12 protein-coding genes are annotated in these 18,625 nt (G+C 69.9%); 5 read left to right on the top strand and 7 right to left on the bottom strand.

Annotated features, from left to right (window positions below; translation table 11 throughout):
• Positions 1-69: 69 nt before the first annotated feature.
• A complete protein-coding gene (locus AB5J56_RS06630) occupies positions 70-768 on the top strand; it encodes a DUF4232 domain-containing protein (RefSeq protein WP_369230997.1) in 699 nt (232 codons plus the stop codon).
• Positions 769-787: 19 nt separating this feature from the next.
• Here AB5J56_RS06630 and AB5J56_RS06635 read toward each other — a convergent pair whose 3' ends face one another.
• Complete coding sequence (locus AB5J56_RS06635) at positions 788-2,728, bottom strand: ricin-type beta-trefoil lectin domain protein (RefSeq protein WP_369230999.1); 1,941 nt, start codon at positions 2,726-2,728, stop codon at positions 788-790.
• 707 nt (positions 2,729-3,435) lie between these two features.
• Here AB5J56_RS06635 and AB5J56_RS06640 point away from each other — a divergent pair.
• Positions 3,436-5,298, top strand: a complete 1,863-nt coding sequence (locus AB5J56_RS06640; RefSeq protein WP_369231001.1) for a glycoside hydrolase family 9 protein — start codon at positions 3,436-3,438, stop codon at positions 5,296-5,298.
• A 22-nt stretch (positions 5,299-5,320) separates the two neighbouring features.
• On the opposite strand, the gene AB5J56_RS06645 is transcribed toward AB5J56_RS06640, so the two are convergent.
• On the bottom strand, positions 5,321-6,289 hold the full coding sequence (locus AB5J56_RS06645; RefSeq protein ID WP_369242384.1) for an aldo/keto reductase: 969 nt from the start codon (positions 6,287-6,289) through the stop codon (positions 5,321-5,323).
• A 305-nt stretch (positions 6,290-6,594) separates the two neighbouring features.
• Between AB5J56_RS06645 and AB5J56_RS06650 the strand changes: the two genes are divergently transcribed.
• From AB5J56_RS06650 to AB5J56_RS06660, 3 genes are all read left to right on the top strand, one after another.
• On the top strand, positions 6,595-7,575 hold the full coding sequence (locus AB5J56_RS06650; protein WP_369242386.1) for an LLM class flavin-dependent oxidoreductase: 981 nt from the start codon (positions 6,595-6,597) through the stop codon (positions 7,573-7,575).
• Positions 7,576-7,640: 65 nt separating this feature from the next.
• Entirely contained in the window at positions 7,641-9,986 is a 2,346-nt protein-coding gene (locus AB5J56_RS06655; protein ID WP_369231003.1) for an ATP-binding cassette domain-containing protein, read from the top strand.
• A 590-nt stretch (positions 9,987-10,576) separates the two neighbouring features.
• Positions 10,577-13,267, top strand: coding sequence for an RICIN domain-containing protein (locus tag AB5J56_RS06660; protein WP_369231004.1), 2,691 nt, complete (start codon positions 10,577-10,579; stop codon positions 13,265-13,267).
• A 57-nt stretch (positions 13,268-13,324) separates the two neighbouring features.
• Here the strand turns inward: AB5J56_RS06660 and AB5J56_RS06665 are convergent, their stop codons facing one another.
• The 5 genes from AB5J56_RS06665 to AB5J56_RS06685 all read right to left on the bottom strand — a co-directional run bounded on the left by AB5J56_RS06665 (position 13,325) and on the right by AB5J56_RS06685 (position 18,624).
• Positions 13,325-14,335 carry an aldo/keto reductase gene (locus tag AB5J56_RS06665; RefSeq protein ID WP_369231006.1) on the bottom strand — a complete coding sequence of 337 codons (1,011 nt, stop codon included), beginning with the start codon at positions 14,333-14,335 and terminating at the stop codon, positions 13,325-13,327.
• A gap of 43 nt (positions 14,336-14,378) precedes the next feature.
• The gene (locus tag AB5J56_RS06670) at positions 14,379-15,272 is read right to left on the bottom strand and encodes an amidohydrolase (protein ID WP_369231008.1); all 894 of its coding nucleotides are present in this window, start codon (positions 15,270-15,272) and stop codon (positions 14,379-14,381) included.
• Positions 15,269-15,613: an L-rhamnose mutarotase gene (locus AB5J56_RS06675; RefSeq protein ID WP_369231010.1), complete on the bottom strand. Its 345-nt coding sequence runs from the start codon at positions 15,611-15,613 to the stop codon at positions 15,269-15,271. Before AB5J56_RS06675 ends, AB5J56_RS06670 begins: the two co-directional genes overlap by 4 nt.
• Positions 15,613-17,595, bottom strand: coding sequence for a hypothetical protein (locus AB5J56_RS06680; RefSeq protein WP_369231012.1), 1,983 nt, complete (start codon positions 17,593-17,595; stop codon positions 15,613-15,615). Before AB5J56_RS06680 ends, AB5J56_RS06675 begins: the two co-directional genes overlap by 1 nt.
• Positions 17,596-17,718: 123 nt before the next feature.
• Positions 17,719-18,624, bottom strand: coding sequence for a carbohydrate ABC transporter permease (locus tag AB5J56_RS06685; protein WP_369231014.1), 906 nt, complete (start codon positions 18,622-18,624; stop codon positions 17,719-17,721).
• Between the last annotated feature and the right edge of the window lies 1 nt (position 18,625).

An 18,625-nucleotide genomic window follows, 5' to 3' on the forward strand; every position in this document is an offset into this window, starting at 1 on the left:
CGGATGGCGGGGCACTCGGCAGTGTGCGCACACGCCACAGGCGTACGGTGATTCGTGAGGAGCGTGGACATGACGACCTTCCGGCCCGGCACGTCGGCCACCACCGGCCACAAGCCCGGCTGGGCGGCGCTGGGGGCCTGCGCGGTCGCGGCGGCGACCGCACTCTCCGGCTGCGGAACCGAGCACGGCTCGGGCGCGCCGTCGCAGCGGCTTCCCGGCACGGGCGAGCCCGCCTCCGCGGCCCGCACCCCGAGCACCTCCACGCCGCCCGCCGGCAGCGTCACGCCCTCCCGCACCGGCTCGTCCCGGCCGCGCACCGCCTCCGTCTCCCCCACGTACGGTTCCGCCGGCACCCGCTGCCACACCTCCGAACTGCGCGCATCCGTCGGCCGCAACGACCCGGGCGCCGGGCAGGAGAACTTCCCCCTCGTCCTGACCAACCGCTCCCAGCACACCTGCACCCTGCACGGCTATCCGGGAGCGGCCTTCGTCGACGCGTCCGGGAAGCAACTGGGCCCGGACCCCAAGCGGTCCTCGGGCACGCCCGCCACTCTCACACTGGCGCCCGGGCAGAGCGCCTCGGCCGGTCTGACGTTCTCCAACCCGCAGGTCAGCGGCGCCCGTTCGGCGACGCCCGCCGCCCTGCTCGTCACGCCACCCGACGAGCGGGACTTCCTCAAGGTGCCGTGGACACAGGGCGCGGTCCCGGTGTCCGGCAACTCCTCGTCGGTCTTCCTGACGGTCGTGCGCTCAGGAGCGGGCGCCTGAGCACGCTACGACCTCCGGATCAGCGCTGGCCTCCGTAGCCGTATCCGTAGCCGCCATAGCCGTAGCCGTAACCCCCGTAGCCATAACCGCCGTAGCCGGTGCCGCCGTACCGGCCTGTCCCGTAGCAGTAGTTGGGGTAGTAGCAGCTGCTCCCCCCGGGATACGTGGGATTCGTCGGATTCGTGGAGTACGTGGGATGCGCGGACGGCGCGGTCGTCTTCGGTGTCGAGGGCGTGGGGGTGGGCTTGGTCGTCGGCGCGGTGGACGACGACGTGGTCGAGTGACGGGGAGGGCCGGAGGGCTCGGGGGCCGGGGAGGTGTCCTCGGAGTCCCAGTTGACCACCTCCATCTGGAGGGCGGGTCCCGACGTGTCGAGCGTCCAGCGCTGGGGCGCCGCGTCGTCGCGGGACTTGAGAACGAGTGCCGCCTTCTCCTTGGCGGAAGCGGGGGTCAGCGCGAGGTCCTGGTTCCAGCGCGGTACGAGGGCGCCCTGAAGGGTGAAGTCGTAGCGCACGTTCTTCGTGTCCGGCTTCGACGGGCCCGTGCACGGCGCCAGTTGGACCGAGTAGCCGAGGTGGGAGTCGAGGCACAGGTCGGGGGCGTCCTGGAGCCGCAGCAGTCCGTCGGACTCGTACGACCATCGCGGGCTGGCCTCCGAGCCGCACGAGGCGAGTTCGGTCTCCGTACCGACCGCGGCCTTGTTGCCGACGAGACCGATACACAGCCCGGTCGCGGCGTTCCGGAGTCGGCCGCTCATGGCGCCGTTCGCCGAGTCGCCGCTGCCGATCCAGGACGGGTTGCCGCCCGGCCCCCGGCCCGTGCCCGAACTGGCCGCATCCGTGGGCGTGTTGCCGGACATCCCGTCGTCGCCCGAACCGAGGGCGGACCACAGGACGAGCGGGACCAGCACCAGGCCGCTCACCGTCAGCACGGCCAGCGTGAGGTTGCGGCGGCGCACGGAACGACGCGGGGCCTTGTGGGTCGGCGGTCGCGCGTCCCGTCGCCCTTCGGCCCGCGGGGGCCGGTGGCCGGCAGGCGTGTGCTGTACGCCGGCGGTCGCGGCGGATATGCCGGAGCCCACGTCTGCAGCCACGCCTGGGCCTGTGCCGGGCGTTTCGGCGGCCCCGGTCGGCGTCACTTCGACGATGGCCCCGGTCGGCGCCACTTCCACCTCGGCGGCGGCGCGGGCCGCACGGGCTTCGAGGTAGGCCCGCGCGCCCCAGCCGAGCACGGACTCGGCGAGGGGGACGGCGAGTTCGCCGTTGAACTGGTTCAGCTGGTCGGCGGCGTAGCGGCAGTGCTCGCAGCGGGCCATATGAGCTCGCAGGTCGGGGTCGAGATCGACGCCGCCGCGCCGGACGGACACGTCGAGCATGCGGCTGTAGCGTCGGCACTCCTGCTCGGGGGCCAGTTCTCGATGGACCTCCATGCAGGCCTCGCGCAGACGTTCGCGAGCGCGCGCCAGCTCCACGGCGGCGTCGTCGAGGTCGAGGCCCAACAGGGCGGCGGGCACCTCCAGCTGCTCGGACTCGACCTCCGTGTGCCACAGGAGGCAGCGGCTGGGCTCCCGAAGCCGCTGAAACGCCCGGGACAGCAGGCGCCTGTTCTCGCGCGGGAGGAGCCGCGCGGCAGCCCGCTCGCCGCCCGAGCCGGTCCGCAATTCGGGGTGGAGCAGCGTGTGCCGTTTGTCCGCGTCCCATTCGGCGGCGATCCGGCGCACGGTGACCAGCAGTTGCGGACGCCATGCCGTCGCAGGACCGGTTTGCCGTAGCGTGTCCCCGAACAGGCGCGTGAATGCCGCCGTGGTGAGGATTCCCGCGGGGCGTACGCCATCGGTGCACAGGCGTGCGTAAGAGAAGACGGCTTCCCAGTGCCGGTCCAGAAGTTCCCCGACGGGATAGTGCGAGGGCCTCTTCCCGGGGTTCTTCTTCAAGTCGGCCGCGAGCTGTCCGTCCGTCATTTCGAACATCCGGCCCGGGGTGGGGGGTTCCGACTGGGCTGGGTCATTCACGTTCGCTTTCCTCCCAAAGGTAACGCCAGAATTAGTCCATACCAATGGGTATGTAGCCCGCCCGACGACACGGAAGGACTACCCATGGGGGGTTGATGTCTCGAACTCCCCCCTCTCACAGCTCTTTTGAAGCGAGGAGGGGTCGGGCGCATCGCACGCGTACAGAGAGAAGGAATTTGTCTGCACGCCGACAGGGCACACCTTTGCACAGGCCACCGAGGCGAAACAAGAGATCCTGTCAATTTCCTATTCGCATCCCGAGTGCAGCGATTGACAGAACGTCAGCGAAGACGTCTCGAAAAGAAATACGCAATCCCTGCGGTCCGGAGAAGTCGCGCCGGCCGACCGCACCAACAGCTCCGCCCCGACGGCCGCCGCCGACGGAACCACGCAGAACACGGTGTTCCCGGATCGCGCCACGGAAGTCGCCCAAGTCCGCATCGACGGGCACATCGAACCCCCACCGAACGCCGCCGACCCGCACACACTCACCCACCAGGCGAACGTTCCACCGACCCGAAAAGCCCCGACACTTCTCATTGACGGCATGGCATGCCCATGCAATCCTCCGACATGGGAGCGCTCCCAAAATGCCACCGCCCGCACGCCCGTGGCGGTGTTCGCCCTATTCGCCTCATCCCCGCCGGGAGCCGCTCATGCCTGAATTCCCCTTGCCCCGCCGCCGTCTCACGCACATGGCAGTCGCCCTGCTGACCGGGGCCTTACTCTCCGGCGGTCTCGCGCTCGCCCCGGGTGCGGCCGGGCTCCCCGCCGCACCCTCCGCCGAGGCTGCGTCCCCAACTCCCGTACGGGTCAACCAAGTCGGCTATCTTCCCAACGGCCCCAAGCGCGCGACCGTGGTGACCGCAGCCACCGAGCCGCTCACCTGGCAGCTGCGCAACGCATCCGGCGCGACGGTCGCTTCGGGCTCCACCGTGAACCGCGGCCCGGACGCCGCTTCCGGGCAGTCGACCCAGGTGGCGGACTTCTCCGCGTACAAGCGGGCGGGCACCGGGTACGTCCTGGTGGTCGACGGGCAGAGCAGCGAACCCTTCGACATCCGCACGGACCTCTACGACGGACTGCGCTCCGACTCGCTGGCGTTCTTCTACCACCAGCGCAGCGGCATCCCCATCGAGGCATCCCTGGTGGGCCCGGCGTACGCGCGCCCGGCCGGTCACCTCGGTGTCGCACCGAACCAGGGCGACACCGACGTGCCCTGCCAGGCCGGGGTGTGCGACTACACCCAGGATGTCAGGGGCGGCTGGTACGACGCGGGGGACCAGGGCAAGTACGTGGTCAACGGCGGCATTTCGACATGGCTGGTGGTCAACTCCTTCGAGCGGGCGAAGAGATCGGGTCAGGCGTCGGCGCTGGGCGACTCGACGCTGCGCGTGCCCGAGCGCGGCAACCGCGTGCCGGACGTCCTGGACGAGGCGCGCTGGGAGCTCGACTTCCTGATGCGGATGCAGATACCGGAGGGCAAGCCGTACGCCGGGATGGCCTTCCACAAGGTGCACGACGCCGCCTGGACCGGTCTGCCCACCCGCCCCGACCAGGACTCCCAGCCGCGCGAGCTGCACCGCCCGTCCACCGCGGCCACTCTCAACCTGGCGGCCGCGGCGGCCCAGTGCGCGCGCGTCTACCGGCCCTACGACGCCAAGTTCGCCGACCGGTGCCTGGTCGCGGCCAAACGCGCCTGGACCGCCGCGCAGGCCAACCCGGCGCTGTACGCACCGGATTCGGACAGCACCGGCGGCGGCGCGTACGGCGACACGCGCGTCACCGACGAGTTCTACTGGGCCGCCGCCGAGTTGTACGCCACGACCGGCAAGAGCACCTATCGCAGCGCGGTCACCTCCTCGCCCTGGCACACGTCGGCCGACGCCTTCGCTCCGCTGGGCTTCAGCTGGGCGGACACCGCCGCGCTGGGGCGGCTCACCCTGGCGACCGTCCCCAACAAGCTTCCGGCCTCCGACATCGCGCGTGTGCGCAAGTCGGTGACGGCCGCGGCGGACGGCTATCTGTCCACGATGGCCGGCCAGGGCTACGCGGTCCCGGTCCCCGCCACCGGATATGTCTGGGGCTCCAACAGCGTGGTCACCGACAACGCGATCGTCATGGCCGTCGCCCATGAGCTGACCGGCGCCAAGCGCTACCGCACCGGCGTACTGGAGTCGATGGACTACCTGCTGGGCCGCAACGCCCTCAACCAGTCGTACGTCACCGGGTACGGCGAGCAGTACTCCCACAACGAGCACCACCGCTTCTGGGCGCACCAGTACGACGCCTCGCTGCCCAACCCTCCGGCGGGCGCGCTGGCGGGCGGACCCAACAGCGGGCTTCAGGACCCGGTCGCGCAGGAACAGCTGCCCGGATGCGCGCCCGCGGCCTGCTACATCGACGACATCGGCTCGTACTCGACGAACGAGGTGGCCATCAACTGGAACGCTCCGCTGGCATGGCTCGCCTCGTACGCCGCCGAGCGGCACCCCGCCGTACGGCCACAGGACTCCTGACGACGACGAACGGGCATCCGCGTCAGTGACCGCTGATCGCCCGGGGCGTGTACGGCTGCTCCAGCTGTTCGATCTCCTTCTCGGTGAGCTCCAGGTCGAGGGAGGCGACGGCGTCGTCGAGGTGCTCGGGCTTGGTGGCACCGACGATGGGCGCGGTCACGGCGTCCTGGTGCAGCAGCCAGGCGAGGGCGATCCGGGCGCGCGGCACGTCGCGTTCGGCGGCGATCCGGGCGACGGCGTCGACGATCTCCCGGTCGCCCTCCTGGTACAGGTTCCTGCCGAACGCGTCGGTCCGGCTGCGCGCGGTGGCCGCGCCCCAGTCACGGGTGAGGCGACCGCGCGCGAGCGGGCTCCAGGGCACCACGCCGACGCCCTGGTCCTGGCACAGCGGCAGCATCTCGCGTTCCTCCTCGCGGTAGAGGAGGTTGTAGTGGTTCTGCATGGACACGAACCGCGTCCAGCCGTTCGCCCGTGCCGTGTACTGCGCCTTGGAGAACTGCCAGGCGTACATCGAACTCGCCCCGATGTAGCGGGCCTTGCCCGCCTTGACCACATCGTGCAGCGCTTCCATCGTCTCCTCGACGGGGGTGACCGGGTCGAAGCGGTGGATCTGGTAGAGGTCCACGTAGTCGGTGCCCAGGCGGCGCAGGCTGTGGTCGATCTCCGTCATGATCGCCTTGCGGGACAGTCCGCGGCCGTTGGGGCCCTCGTGCATCGCGCCGTTCACCTTGGTCGCGAGGACGATCTCGTCGCGGTTCGCCAGGTCCGTCAGCGCTCGGCCGACGATCTCCTCGCTGGTGCCGTCGGAGTAGACGTTCGCGGTGTCGAAGAAGTTGATCCCGGTATCCAGCGCCCGGCGGATCAGCGGGCGCGACGCCTCCTCGTCGAGGGTCCACTCGTGCGGGCCGCGGCCGGGGATGCCGAAACTCATGCAGCCCACGCAGATCCGGGACACGTCCAGACCCGTCGCACCGAGCTTCACGTACTGCATGCTCATTCCTGCCTTCCCTGGTTGCCTGGATCCCTGGTTGCCTGAGGATCGACGCCGACGCCCTGATCCCTGCCCGCCACGCGGGTGGCGAAGCCGCCCCACCCGCGCTTCCGCGGGAACCTCGGCGGAATTTCACCCGGCCGAGGCCGGTTGACGCCACTGTGATCAGCAGCGAGACGGCGACTTCAGGCACCGGTCCCTCCGGTGCGGCCACTGCGGACACCGGTCCTTCCGGCGCGCCCGCTCCGGACCGGCAGCACCGCGGCTCCCCGGGGGCCCCGGGGCCGCGCCGTGCTGCCGTACGGCTGTCCGTGCTCGACCGCTCCCGCACCCGCGAGGGGCACGAGGACGGCGAGGCGCTGCGTGACACCGTGCGCCTGGCCCAGGACCTGGAGGCGCTCGGCTACCACCGCATCTGGGTCTCGGAGCACCACGGCGTCCCCGGCGTGGCCGGCTCCGCGCCGACCGTGCTGGCCGCCGCGGTCGCCTCGGCCACCCGCACGATCCGGGTCGGCACCGGCGGCGTGATGCTGCCCAACCACCAACCGCTCGTCGTCGCCGAGCAGTTCGGAGTCCTGGAGTCCCTGTTCCCCGGGCGGATCGACATGGGCCTGGGCCGCTCCGTCGGCTTCACGGACGGGGTGCGCAAGGCGCTCGGCCGGGACAAGGACGACGCCGATGACTTCTCCGGGCAGCTGGCCGAACTGCTCGGCTGGTTCCGCGACACCTCGCCGACCGGTGTGCGCGCACGGCCTGCGGAGGGCCTGACCGTGCCGCCCTTCGTCCTCGCGATGGGCGAGGGCGCCACGATCGCGGCACAGGCGGGCCTCCCGATGGTCATCGGCGACCTGCGCAACCGCGAGAAGATGCAGCGCGGCATCGACCACTACCGGGCGGCCTTCCGCCCCTCCCCCTGGGCGTCGGAGCCGTACGTCGTCATCTCGGGCACCATCGCGGTCGCCGCCACCCCCGAGGCGGCACACCGCCTGCTGCTGCCCGAGGCCTGGTCGATGGCCCGCTCCCGCACACAGGGCACATTCCCGCCCCTGCCGCCCGCCGAGCGTGTCGAGGACCTCACGATGACCGACAAGGAGCGGGGCTTCTACGAGTCCGGCCTGACCGGCCACATCGCCGGAACCGAGGACCAGGTCGCCCACGAGCTGGAGACAGTGATCAAGGAGACCGGCGCGCAGGAGGTGCTGGTCACGACCAGTACGTACGACCGCAACGCCCTGCTGGACTCCTACCGGAGACTCGCCCGGGTCGCGGGACTGAGCCCGGCCTAGAATTGTGGGGTTTGTCCGCCGGCCCGGTCCGCACCCGGGCCCCACGCCCCGCAGGAGTCCCGCCGATGCCCAGCCCGCACGACTCGTACGTCCGTGTCCGGGGCGCCCGCGAGCACAATCTGCGGGGTGTGGACGTAGACATCCCGCGTGACGTGCTCGCGGTCTTCACCGGTGTCTCCGGCTCCGGCAAGTCCTCGCTGGCCTTCGGGACGATCTACGCGGAGGCGCAGCGGCGCTACTTCGAGTCGGTCGCGCCGTACGCACGGCGGCTGATCCACCAGGTCGGGGCGCCGAAGGTCGGGGACATCACGGGGCTGCCGCCCGCGGTCTCGCTCCAGCAGCGCCGGTCCGCGCCCGGCTCGCGTTCGTCCGTGGGGACGGTCACCAATCTCTCCAACTCGCTGCGGATGCTGTTCTCGCGGGCGGGCGACTATCCGCAGGGCGCCGAGCGCCTCGACTCGGACGCCTTCTCGCCGAACACGGCGGCCGGGGCGTGCCCGGAGTGCCACGGACTCGGTCAAGTGCACCGTACGACCGAGGAGTTGCTGGTCCCGGATCCCTCGCTGTCGATCCGCGAGGGGGCCATCGCCGCATGGCCGGGCGCCTGGCAGGGCAAGAACCTGCGCGATGTGCTCGACACGCTGGGGTACGACGTTGACCGGCCGTGGCGCGAGCTGCCCGCGAAGGAGCGCGCGTGGATCCTGTTCACGGACGAGCAGCCGGTCGTCACCGTCCACCCGGTGCGGGACGCCGGACGCATCCAACGCCCTTACCAGGGAACGTACATGAGCGCCCGGCGCTATGTGATGAAGACGTTCTCCGACTCCAAGAGCCCGACCCTGCGAGCCAAGGCCGAGCGGTTCCTGGCCAGTTCGCCGTGTCCGGTGTGCGGGGGCAGCCGGCTGCGGCCCGAGGCGCTGGCCGTGACGTTCGCGGGCCGCACGATCGCCGAGCTGGCCGCGCTCCCGCTGGCGGAACTGGCCGAGGCCCTGCACGGGACGTCGGAAGCCGCCCGCGTGCTCACGGAGGACCTGAAGGCCCGCATCGCGCCCGTCACCGAGCTCGGCCTCGGCTATCTCAGCCTGGACCGCGCCACGCCCACCCTGTCAGCGGGCGAGCTGCAACGGCTGCGGCTGGCCACGCAGTTGCGCTCCGGGCTCTTCGGTGTCGTCTACGTCCTCGACGAACCGTCCGCCGGACTGCACCCGGCGGACACCGAGGCCCTGCTGACGGTCCTTGACCGGCTGAAGGCGGCGGGCAACTCGGTGTTCGTCGTCGAGCACCACCTCGATGTCGTGCGCGGCGCCGACTGGCTCGTCGACGTGGGCCCGCGCGCGGGCGAGCACGGCGGACGCGTCCTGCACAGCGGCCCGGTGGCCGCTCTCGCGGCGGTCGAGGAGTCGGCGACGGCCCGCTTCCTCTTCGACCGCTCCCCCGCTCCCCTACGCGAAGTGCGGGAACCGCGCGGGCAGTTGAAGGTCGGCCCGGTGACCCGGCACAACCTGCACGGGGTCACCGCCGAGTTCCCGCTCGGCGTGCTCACGGCCGTCACCGGCGTCTCCGGCTCCGGCAAGTCCACGCTCATCGGCGAGGTGACGGAGGAGCTGCCGGGCGTCGGGCGGCTCGTCTCCGTGGACCAGAAGCCCATCGGCCGTACCCCGCGCTCGAACCTGGCGACGTACACGGGCCTGTTCGACGTCGTACGCAAGGTGTTCGCCGCGACGGACGAAGCCAAGCGGCGCGGCTACGGCGTGGGGCGCTTCTCCTTCAACGTCGCCGGCGGGCGCTGCGAGACCTGCCAGGGCGAGGGATTCGTCAGTGTGGAGCTGCTCTTCCTGCCGAGCACCTACGCGCCGTGCCCGGACTGCGGAGGGGCCCGCTACAACCCCGAGACCCTCGAAGTCGCCTACCACGGACGGAACATCGCCCAGGTGCTCGACCTGACGGTGGAGGCCGCGGCGGAGTTCTTCGCCGACACGGACACAGCCGCCGTCACCCGAAGCCTGACCACGCTCCTCGACGTCGGCCTCGGCTATCTGCGCCTCGGCCAGCCCGCGACGGAGCTGTCCGGCGGCGAGGCCCAACGCATCAAGCTGGCCTCGGAGTTGCAGCGCGTACGACGCGGCCACACCCTCTACGTCCTCGACGAACCGACGACCGGCCTGCACCCGGCCGACGTCGAGGTGCTGATGAGCCAGCTCCACGGCCTCGTCGACGCGGGCCACACCGTCGTCGTGGTCGAGCACGACATGGCCGTGGTCGCGGGCGCCGACTGGGTCATCGACCTCGGCCCGGGCGGCGGCGACGCGGGCGGACGGATCGTGGCGACGGGACCGCCGCGCGAGGTGGCCCGGGTGACCGGCAGCGCGACGGCTCCCTACCTTGCCCGCACGCTCCCACCCGGCGCATAGCCGACCCCGGGACGACGCCTCGCGGACTGGGGAGTCGTCCGGGCCGACAACGCACGAGACCCACCCCGCATACATGGGGTGGGTCTCGCATCCGAGCGCCGGGCAGGCCTTGCACCTGCATCTTCCCGCAGGAAGCGGGACGTCTTTCCTTGGACCACCAACGCATCACCGGACACCAGGAGTTCTGGCGACCAGCTCTGGATCAAGCATAGCTGATGCATCGGGTCCCACCGGCCGCTCCGGTTCCAGGCGCAGGAGGCGTACCGAAAAAGCGACCGGCGGTGCGGCCGTCGCCTGGCAGATGACGACGGCGGGACGACCACAATGAGTAGTACTCATTTCAAGAGCGGCAATATTACCGACGGGTTGAGCCAGTGACAGTGAGCGCGCTGACCGCCATGGCCAACCCCGCTGTCACCTGCAACATTCCCTGCCACGGGTGATGTGTGCGGCGCCGAGGCGAACCCATCCGCATGTCATCGATGTTGCGCGAGTGAAAAATAGATCTGCCTATCGCCTTGACTGGGATCCCCTCTTGCCTCGATAAATGCAACTCATAAGAAGCGGGGTTTGCAGGAGGGACACCACAGATGAGACCCCTACGCATCGGGGCGGGAACGGTCAAGGCGCTCGCAGCGGCAACTGTCGTCTTCGCGGCCGTGCTGCCCGCGCAACCCGCCTACGCGGCCACCACGAACTTCTACGTCGACCCCGTCAACGGCAGTGACACCAACTCAGGAACCAGCACCGCCGCGGCCTTCAAGACCGTCCAGGCTGCTCAGGCCGCAGTCCGAGCCGTCAACGCGAACATGTCCGACGACATCGTCGTGAACCTGCGCGGTGGCACCTACCCCCTCACCGCCCCGGTCACCTTCGGCACCAGTGACTCGGGCACGAACGGCCACACCGTTGTCTACCAGGCGTACAACGGTGAGACGCCCGTGATCAGCGGCGGCAAGGCGATCACCGGCTGGACCTCGGCCGCGGGCGGCGAGTACAAGGCACCCGTGGGCACGCTCAACTTCCGGCAGCTGTACGTCAACGGGGTCCGCGCCACCCGGGCCCGCTTCCCCGACGTCGGCTCGGACTTCCAGCTGCAGGGCAGTGACAAGCCCAACAAGCTGCTGAAGGTGCTCAGTTCGCAGGTCTCCAACTGGGACCACCTCAGCCAGGTCGAGATGATGCTGGAAACGCAGTGGGGCGAGAGCTTCCTGCGGCTGAAGTCGCTCAGCTCCAGCAACGGCATCACCAACGTGTCGATCCAGGACCATGAGGCGGGCATCCTGTTCCAGCGGCCCTTCCCGGTGCTCGCCGACGGCTCACCCCTGCACTTCGAGAACGCCCACGAGTTCCTCAACGAACCGGGCGAGTTCTATGTCGACACGGCCGCGCAGACCGTCTACTACAAACCGCGCCCCGGCGAGGACATGTCCACGGCCGCCGTGCAGGCGCCGACGCTCAGGACGCTTTTCGACGTCGAGGGCACGAGCCTCGGCAGTCCCGCCCACGACCTGCGCTTCTCCGGGATCACCTTCACCCGGACCACCTGGATGGAGGCGACCGACAACGGCTACCTCAACGGCCAGGGCGGCAACTACAACATCTCGGCCGACAACTCCAACAACCAGTACGTCGGTCGTCCGCCGGCCGGGGTCCAGGCCGCGAACGCCGACCGTGTCTCCTTCACGGGCAACACGTTCACGCACATGGGCGCCACCGCGCTCGACCTGCACCACGGCGTGCACGACAGCACCGTGACCGGCAACCTCATCTCCGACATCGCCGGCAACGGGATCACGGTCGGCAAGTTCTCCGACCCGACCGTGGAATACCACACCGTCTACAACCCGCCCACCTCGCCGGCCGGTGAGGACGCCCGGGAGGTGGTCAAGAACGTCACCGTCAAGAACAACCTGATCACCCGGATCGGTGAGGACTACCCGGGAACCGCCGCTATCAACGCGGGCTTCGTCAACAGCACCACCATCGAGCACAACGACATCTCCGACACTCCGTGGGCCGGCATCTCGCTCGGCTGGGGCTGGCAGTCGGCGGTCAACGCCGAAGGCAACAACAGCATCAGCTACAACCGCATCGGCAACGTGATGAACCGGCTCTGCGACTCCGCCGCCATCTACCACCTCTCGAACGACCCGGGCACGGTCCTCAACGGCAACTACGTCCACGACGTGGTACGAGGGCCGGCCGCCTGCGGCTCGGCCGTGGCCGGCCTCTACATGGACGAGGGGTCGAACAACATGACCCTTTCGAACAACGTGCTGTCGCACACCGACGGATTCATCAACCAGAACCGCAACGGCTCCAGCGTCACGCTCACCAACAACACGACGTCCGGCGACTCGGTCATCAAGGCCTCCGGTCTCGAGTCCGCCTACCGGGGGCTGGCGGCGAAGCTCGACCTCGCCCACAACAAGCCGGCGTCCTCCTCGTCGGTCTTCGGTTCCGGCTGGTCGGCCGGCAACGCCGTCGACAACGACGGCTCGACCGGCTGGTCGCCCACCGGGAGTGACGCCTCGGCGTGGTGGCAGGTCGACCTGGGACAGACCTACCAGCTCGGACAGCTCTCACTGACAACCCGTCAGGACCTGGACCAGTCCGAGACCCGCGGCAAGTTCGAGGTCCGGGCCTCCAACGACCCGTCCTTCGGCACCTACACCGTCCTGGGACGCCAGACGGAGACGCTGCCGCTCGCCTCGACGCTCACGGGCAACGTAGACGTCCGGCAGAAGTTCCGCTACGTGCGGGTCGCCAAGACCGACGGCGGGTACTTCTTCATCGCCGACTTCAGCGTCCAGCAGGCCGGCGGGGCGCTGGAGGACTCCACCGGTACGCCGAACATCAACCCGTCGACGAACTACACGATCAAGAACGTCAACAGCGGGCAGTTGATGGATGTCAACGCGGGGTCCACCGCCGACGGTGCGAGCGTCATCCAGTGGCCGAGCCACGGTGGTGCCAACCAGCAGTGGAACATCGTTCCGGTCAGTGGGCAGCTCTACAGGATCGTGAACAGGAACAGCGGCAAAGCTCTCGACATCAACGCCTCCAGCCATCGGAGGGGGACCGCGCTGCAGCAGTACACCTACGGCGGCGGCAGCAACCAGCTGTGGTACTTCGAGCCGACCAGCGGTGGGTACGTCATCCGCAACTTCGAGAGCAGGCAGATCCTGGAGGTGAACGGCGGATCGACGGCGAACGGAGCCACCGTCGCTCAGTGGATGCCCCTGAACCAGTCCAACCAGGCCTGGACGATCCAGTGACCGGGTGACCGGCAATGTTGAACCGCCCCTTCACGAAGGGGCGGTTCAACATTGCTGTCAGCCATTCGGATTCCGCTCGGTGAGCGCTGCCCGCGGCACGTCCGGCCTGATCAGCCCCTGAGCGCGGAGGTCGTCCCAGAGGGCCTCGGGGACGGTGCTCAGGTGCAGTTCCACGTTCCGTGTCACTTGCTCGGGACTGCGCATGCCGAGGGTGACGTTGACGACGCTGGGGTGGGTGTACGGGAAGGCGATCGCGGCGGCGGGCAGGGTGGTGCCGTGCGCCTCGCAGATCTCGGCGATCGCCAGCGCCCGCGCGACGAGCTCCGGCGGGGCGTCCTGGTAGTCGTACTGCATGCCCTCCGCGGGCCGGTCGGCGGAGAGCAGTCCCGAGTTGAAGACACCGGCCGCGACAACACTCTTGCCGAGTTCCCGCGCGGCGGGCAGGACGTCGTCCAGCGCGGACTGGTCCAGGAGCGTATAGCGCCCGGCGAGCATCACCACGTCGGCGGCGGTCTCGCGCAGGAAGCGGGCGAGCATCGCCGACTGGTTCATACCGGCGCCGATCGCGCCGATCACGCCCTGGTCGCGCAGGTCCGCGAGCGTGGGCATGGCTTCCCCGGCGGCCTGCCGCCAGTGGGCGTCCGGATCGTGGACGTAGACGATGTCGAGGCGGTCCAGGCCCGTGCGGGCGAGGGTGCCGTCGATCGACCGCAGGACGCCGGTGCGGCTGAAGTCCCAGCGGCGGCACAGGTCGTCGGGTACGGCGAAGCCCTCGTCGTCCATGCCACGGGGCCGGGGGTTGGGCACGAGCAGCTTGCCCGCCTTGGAGGAGATGACGTACTCGTCACGCCGGCGGCCCCGCAGGGCGGCGCCCAGGCGTTCTTCGGACAGACCGAGGCCGTAGTGCGGGGCGGTGTCGAAGTAGCGGATACCGGTGTCCCAGGCCGTGTCGACGGCGGCGAGCGCGTCCTCGGACGGAACGGCCTTGTAGAGGTTGCCGATGACGGCGCCGCCGAAGCCGAGTCCGGTGAGCGCCACGGGCGTATTGCGGATCTCGCGTTGCTGCAAGAAGTGCTCCTGCTCGGACAGGGGGCGGGTCGGTGTCGCAAGGTCAGCAGACGCGGATGAGTGGGGGAAGGCGGTAGAAGGTGGTCGCGGTGCCGGCGAGCACCGCGCGGGTCTCGGTGTCGGAGCAGCCGTCCAGGAGCTCGTCGACGGTGGCGGCCCAGCGGTTCCAGCCGCCCGCGAGGTTCGCGACCGGCCAGTCGGAGCCGAACATCAGGCGGCTGGGGCCGAAGGCGGAGAGCAGGATCTCCCACACCGGGCGGATGTCGTCGACGGCCCACTTCTCGTGGTCCGCCTCAGTGATCAGCCCCGACACCTTGCAGACCACGTGCGGGTGCGCGGCCAGCAGCCTCAACTGGCGCTCCCAGTCGGCCAGTTCACCGGCGGTGATCGACGGCTTGCCGGCATGGTTCAGTACCTGGGGCAGGCCGGGGAAACGCTCGGCCAGCCGGATCGCCTGGTCGAGCTGGTGGCTGCGGACCAGTACGTCGTAGCAGAGCCCGCGGTCCCGGGCCGCCGCCAACCCGCGTTCGACATCGGGGCGTTGAAGCCATGCCGGATCCGTCTCGCCCTGCACGAGATGACGCAGGGACCGCAGATACGCGCCGCCCGGTCCGGCGAGCAGCCGGTCCAGCACCTCGCCGATCGCTGGAGACGTCAGGTCCGCCCAGCCGACCACGGCCCCGATCAGCGGCTCCCGCTCCGCTAGGGCGAGCAGCTCCTCGGTCTCGGGCACGTCGGGGATGCACTGCACGACCACCGTGCTGTGCAGACGGCGGCCCGCGATGGGCTGGGTGGCGGTGGCACGCAGGTCACCGGGGGTGAAGGCGCGACGGATCGATGCCAGGGCGGGGTCGTCGAGCCAGGGCTGCGGATGCTGGTCGGGGTCCCACAGGTGGAGGTGGGCATCGATGAGAACGGGGGCGGTGATGGCGTTCATGACCGGGGGCGAGGGGGCGGGCTCAGGTGCCAGATCTCGGGGAGTTCCGTCCACTGGCGTGCATCACCCCGGTCGGGCAAGGGCTCCTGGCAGGGATCGGTGAGTTTCCACCACTCCTGGGTCTCGGGGTCGGCTTCGAGGACGGCCATGTCGGCCTCGAAGTCGTCGCCGTGGTACTCGAAGTAGGCGAACAGGACATCGCCGTGAAGGAAGATGCTGTAGTTGCGGATCTGTGCCCGGTGCAGGGCGGCTTCGACTCCGGGCCAGACGGCGGAATGGAGTTCGAGGTACTCCGCGCGGCGTTCGGGCCGCAGCCCGATGGTCTGGGCGACGCGCTTCATCACACACGCTCCTGGGGGGTGAAGGGCGTCCGGTAGCTGGGTGTTCCGGTGCGCAGCCGGAGGCGCAGGACGAGCCGGATACGGGTGGAGGCGGGCAGCCGGACCGTCAGGAAGGCGCTGTCGCAGAGCTGCTCCGACTCCGTGACGACGGGCTCGGTGTGGCCGTAGTCGTACATGTCCCCCATCCACGTGTCGTCCGTGCACGTCGTGTACCGGATACCGGTGATGGTGTGCTCGGCGAAGGCGCCCGCCTGGACGATCACTGTGCGCACCGCCTCAGGGGAAAGGTTCACCAGCTCGACGGTGGTCGCCTCGGGGTCGATGGACGTGACCAGTGCGGCCACGTCCGGGGGCAGGCCGGCACGGCGGGCCTCGGCGTCGTGGTAGCGCAGCCGGGCCTGCTGCAGGCCACCGTTATACAGCACTTGCGGGCCGCCCCAGGTCAGTTGGACCAGGGCCTCGGTGACCACCGGGTTGGACTGCTGCCATACGTGGATGTCGGCCTCGGGCACGTCCAGGTCGCGGTAGCGGTCGATGCGCCGCAGGCGGTGGCGGACCTGGGCCTGGGCGGTGGCGAGGATCCGCTCGGGGTAGCCGGGGTCGTCGCCGGCGAGGAAGGCGAACCACGCCTTCTCGTGCCCGGACTCCTCCTTGGCCCGGAACGGCCGGACGGTGCGCCAGTCGATGCCGTCGGCCGCACGCAGCCCCTCCAGCCGGGCACGGTCGGCGTCGGAGGCCGTGTGGTGCCAGAGGGCCACCGGGACGGGCGCGGTGACCGGGTTGTAGTCGAACCAGCCCGACTCGTTGTGGCGGAACGGAAGGTGGAGCGTGGGCGTGTGGATGTCGGGGCCGAGTTCGACCGCCCACTTGGAGGGGAGGCTGGAGTCCGCCTCGGTGTGGGGCATCACCTTGCCTCGGCCGATGAGGGCGTCGAGGGAGGTCGCGACCATGGAGAGGTGGTCGTCGTCCCCGGTGACCGTGGCCGCGGCCAGCGCCGCCGCACAGGCCGCGTGGCCCACGCTGTGCCAGCCGTGCGGCCAGGACCAGCCGTAGTGACCGCCGTACCAGCGGCCCTCCAGCAGGCTGCCGACGACGCCGTCCGGGCCGGCGTTGTCCGGGACGAGACCGCCGTTCGCCTCGGTGCGCTCCCGCCATACGCCGACGTACTCGACGATCCAGTCGCGGTAGCGGTCCTCGCCGGACAGGATCCAGGCGTTGAGGACCAGTCCCGCTGCGGCGAGGTTGACCGCGGTGTCGCCGGCACCCATCCGCTCCCGCATCTGCGCGCCGAGACGCGGGTCCTCGGAGAGGAGGTAAGGGCCGCCGCCCGCCTCGGGTATCCAGTCGAGCGGGAAGCCGTATGTCTCTGCTTCCTTGAGCAGCCAGGGATAGACGTCGCCGTCGAACAGACCCGTGCGCTCGGCGTCGCTGCCGTTGTGAGGGCGGGTGATGACGCGGTGCTCGGGGTCGTAGTTGCCCTTGGCCCGGTCGACGTACAACTCGGCGAAGCGCAGGGCGCGTTCGGACCACCGGTCCGGGGCGGCCATGCTGAGGAAGTAGAGCAGGAGCAGGCTCTCGCCCTGGTGGAACCAGTCGTAGCCGCGCTCGAACTCGTCGTGCAGCATGCCGAGTTCGGTGAGCTGCCGGGTCACGCCCTCCCAGTGCTTCTCACTGGCGGGCAGCAGATCGTCGGCGCCGCCGAGGAGATACAGCTGGGGCCAGTTGAAGAACACCTCGTAGAAATCGTCCACTCCGTCGCGGGTCGTCAGCGCGCCGGAGTAGTTCAGGCGTCCGTCCGGACCGGTGAAGTCACGGGCGAAGCGCCGCCAGGCGTGGTCGAGGAGGTCGAACAGGGACCGCTGGGCCACGGCCCAGCCGGGCGGTTCGAGCAGCGGCACCCCCGCCTCGATCTCGGGTGGCGCGACCCGGTGGTCGCGGGGGACGTCCTCGGCCGGGGTGCGGTCGGCTGAGCTGAAGGGCATGAAGGATCTCCGTTCGGGGTGGGCGGCCGGACGGCGCACGCTGGGGGCGACGGCCGGGCGGGCGAGGCCGGTGCTGTTCCTTGATGGCGTCGGCGGGCATCCCGCTGACGTCGGGACAGGCCGCTATTCCTTTGTGGCGCCGGCGAGCATCCCGCTGACCAGGAAGCGCTGGGCGAAGAGGAAGACGACCAGCACGGGCGTGATGGCCACGAGCGTCGCCAGAGCCAGCTGCGGGCGCTGGATCGCCAGGTCACCGACGGCCGGATTGAACGACGGCACGTTGCTGAGCAGGGATCCGACCCCCACCTGGATGGGCATCTGGCTGCTCTCGGGGAGCATGACGTACGGCAGGAAGTAGTTGGTCCAGTTGGCGACGAAGCTGAAGAAGCCCACGAGCGCGATGACCGGGGTCGCCAGCGGCAGCGCGATGTGCCAGAAGACGCGGAACTCCGAGCAGCCGTCCATCCGTGCCGCCGCCAGCAGGTCCCTCGGTACGGCGGTGGTGAAGTAGATGTACGTCAGGTACACGCCGAACGGATAGAACGAGTACGGCAGGATGATCGACCACATCGTGCCGATCAGGTGCACCGCGTTGATCTCCAGGAACAACGGCACCACCAGTGTGGCGTTCGGCATGAGCATCACGACCAGCGTCGCGACCAGCAGGGTGTGCCGACCGCGGAACTCGGTCATGGCCAGTGCGTATCCCGCGGGAATGGCGACGCCGAGGGTGATGACCAGCGAGATCACCGCGTAGAGAGCGGAGTTGCCCAGCCACTGCATCACGGCGTTGTCCTGGAACGCCGTGAGCGCGTGCCAGTTGGCCTTCAGTGCATGGAAGGAGCCGAAGGACAGCGGGTTGTCGTGGACCAACTGCTGGTCGGTCTTGGTCGCCGCGAGGAGGAGCCACAGCACCGGCAGCACGAAGAAGGCGAGGAACGCGGCCAGTACGGATGCCGTCAGCAGCCGGGAGCCAAGGTGCCGTACAGGCCGGCGGTGCGGCGGCCGGTGGTCGTGAGATCGGCTCATG

The organism is Streptomyces sp. R21 (assembly GCF_041051975.1).
Taxonomy (GTDB): domain Bacteria; phylum Actinomycetota; class Actinomycetes; order Streptomycetales; family Streptomycetaceae; genus Streptomyces.

Excerpts from the sequence above, each read along its gene's own strand:
- AB5J56_RS06660 (WP_369231004.1), top strand. The coding sequence starts at position 10,577 with ATGAGACCCCTACGCATCGGGGCGGGAACGGTCAAGGCGCTCGCAGCG.
- AB5J56_RS06630 (WP_369230997.1), top strand. The coding sequence starts at position 70 with ATGACGACCTTCCGGCCCGGCACGTCGGCCACCACCGGCCACAAGCCC.
- AB5J56_RS06655 (WP_369231003.1), top strand. The coding sequence starts at position 7,641 with ATGCCCAGCCCGCACGACTCGTACGTCCGTGTCCGGGGCGCCCGCGAG.
- AB5J56_RS06670 (WP_369231008.1), bottom strand. The coding sequence starts at position 15,272 with ATGAACGCCATCACCGCCCCCGTTCTCATCGATGCCCACCTCCACCTG.
- AB5J56_RS06675 (WP_369231010.1), bottom strand. The coding sequence starts at position 15,613 with ATGAAGCGCGTCGCCCAGACCATCGGGCTGCGGCCCGAACGCCGCGCG.
- AB5J56_RS06680 (WP_369231012.1), bottom strand. The coding sequence starts at position 17,595 with ATGCCCTTCAGCTCAGCCGACCGCACCCCGGCCGAGGACGTCCCCCGC.
- AB5J56_RS06640 (WP_369231001.1), top strand. The coding sequence starts at position 3,436 with ATGCCTGAATTCCCCTTGCCCCGCCGCCGTCTCACGCACATGGCAGTC.
- AB5J56_RS06685 (WP_369231014.1), bottom strand. The coding sequence starts at position 18,624 with ATGAGCCGATCTCACGACCACCGGCCGCCGCACCGCCGGCCTGTACGG.
- AB5J56_RS06645 (WP_369242384.1), bottom strand. The coding sequence starts at position 6,289 with ATGCAGTACGTGAAGCTCGGTGCGACGGGTCTGGACGTGTCCCGGATC.
- AB5J56_RS06635 (WP_369230999.1), bottom strand. The coding sequence starts at position 2,728 with ATGACGGACGGACAGCTCGCGGCCGACTTGAAGAAGAACCCCGGGAAG.